Genomic DNA, 1,782 nt, shown 5'->3' with positions numbered 1-1,782 from the left:
CGCTGCACCCGGGCGGGCCCGGGTGCAGCGCTTCCTCAACGCCGCGCGGCCGGAGGAGATCGTCTTCACCCGCAGTGCGACGGAGGCGATCAACCTGGTCGCCGCCACCTTCGGCAAGAACCGCATCAAGCCCGGCGACGAGATCGTGCTCTCCATCATGGAGCATCACGCCAACATCGTGCCCTGGCACTTCCTGAGGGAAAGCCACGGCGCGGTGATCAAGTGGGCGCCGGTGGACGAGGAAGGCAACTTCCTCATGGATGAGTTCGAGGCCCTGCTCACCGAGCGGACCAAGATGGTGGCCATCACCCAGATGTCCAACGTGCTTGGCACCACCGTCCCGGTGAAGGAGGTGGTGAAGATCGCCCACGCCCGCGGCATTCCGGTGCTGGTGGACGGCTCCCAGGGCGCGGTCCATCTCGACGTGGACGTGCAGGATCTCGACTGCGACTTCTACATCATCACCGGCCACAAGCTTTATGGGCCCACCGGCATCGGCGCGCTCTACGGCAAGTATGAGCACCTGGAGGCCATGCCGCCCTTCAACGGCGGCGGCGAGATGATCCGCGAAGTGCGGCAGGACACCGTCACCTACGGCGATCCGCCCCATCGCTTCGAAGCGGGGACGCCGGCTATCGTGCAGGCGGCGGGCCTCGGTGCGGCGCTGGACTATATCGAATCCATCGGCAAGGCCCGCATCCGCGCCCACGAGGCGGAACTGACCCGCTATGCGCAGGAGCGGCTCGGCGAGCTGAATTCCGTGCGCATAATCGGCACGGCCAAGGACAAGGGTGCCATCATCTCGTTCGAGATCAAGGGCGGGCACGCCCACGATTTTGCGACGCTGATCGACAATGACGGCATCGCCGTGCGCGCCGGCACCCATTGCGCCATGCCTCTGCTGGAGCGGTTCGGAGTCTCGGCCACCTGTCGCGCTTCCTTCGGGCTCTACAACACGCGCGAGGAAGTGGACCGTTTCGTCGCCGCCCTCTCGAAGGCCCAGGAACTGATCGGCTGAGGCTGGCGCGCAACCCAGGCTCCAGCGACCGGGCGGTCTTTTCCGCCTGGTCGCTCGTTTCCCCTCCGTTGTCATTGTCCGCTCGGGCTTACGGCGACCGTCGTCTTCGGCAGCGGCCCATTTCCCGGACAGTCCGACCCGCGTCGCCGGCGCGCCTCGGTACAAACCAATCCCCGTCCAAACCACGCCCTTGGCGTGCGTCTTCCGACAGAAGACGCGCATGTTCCAGCCGCCCCGGACAAGGGTGGGCGGGCCGCGGCGCCACGTGCGTCGAACTTGCGACAGGCCCCTTTTCGCGCCGCCTGTGTCGGCTTCCCACCAGCCCCGCAAGCTCCTCCGACAGTGTCCTGTTTCAAACAGCCCTAAACTGGCGTGTCGGCCGAAATGCCCGTGTGTCGGGTTCTGAACACGGGTGCAAGTGCTGGTGGTCATTCAGCAAATGCTTGTTTTCGAATGGGTTTTTGCAGTGCGATGCGATGGCACGCTGGTTGCTAGCTTCTAGTGCGGGCGACAGGTTGCTGGCTTTGTGGGCCCCTACAAAGGCCACGTCCGCATCCGCGCCGGAGTGCAACGTCCCGGGGTGTGACCGCCAGCCGGCGCACACCAAAAAGACCGGGCAGGACCGAATGTCGGCTTAAGGTTCGAAGGAGAGACAGATGTCTTCGCTGCGACAGATCGCGTTTTACGGGAAGGGTGGCATCGGCAAGTCCACCACGTCCCAGAATACCCTGGCTGCGCTCGCGCAGATGGGTCACAAGATCCTC

Annotated in this window: 2 protein-coding genes; both read left to right on the top strand. The window is 64.9% G+C overall.

Going from position 1 to position 1,782, the window contains the following annotated elements; genetic code table 11:
* The coding region (locus K9U41_RS22695; protein ID WP_282643102.1) for a cysteine desulfurase at positions 1-1,018 on the top strand (1,018 nt) is incomplete at its 5' end.
* 656 nt (positions 1,019-1,674) lie between these two features.
* The coding region (locus tag K9U41_RS22690; RefSeq protein ID WP_282642386.1) for an ArsA-related P-loop ATPase at positions 1,675-1,782 on the top strand (108 nt) is incomplete at its 3' end.

Origin of the sequence: Xanthobacter autotrophicus (assembly GCF_029991245.1) — a bacterium.
Lineage (GTDB): Bacteria > Pseudomonadota > Alphaproteobacteria > Rhizobiales > Xanthobacteraceae > Xanthobacter > Xanthobacter autotrophicus_C.
Note: the sequence above shows the minus strand (reverse complement) of the source record. Positions and strands in the feature narration are given on the sequence as shown.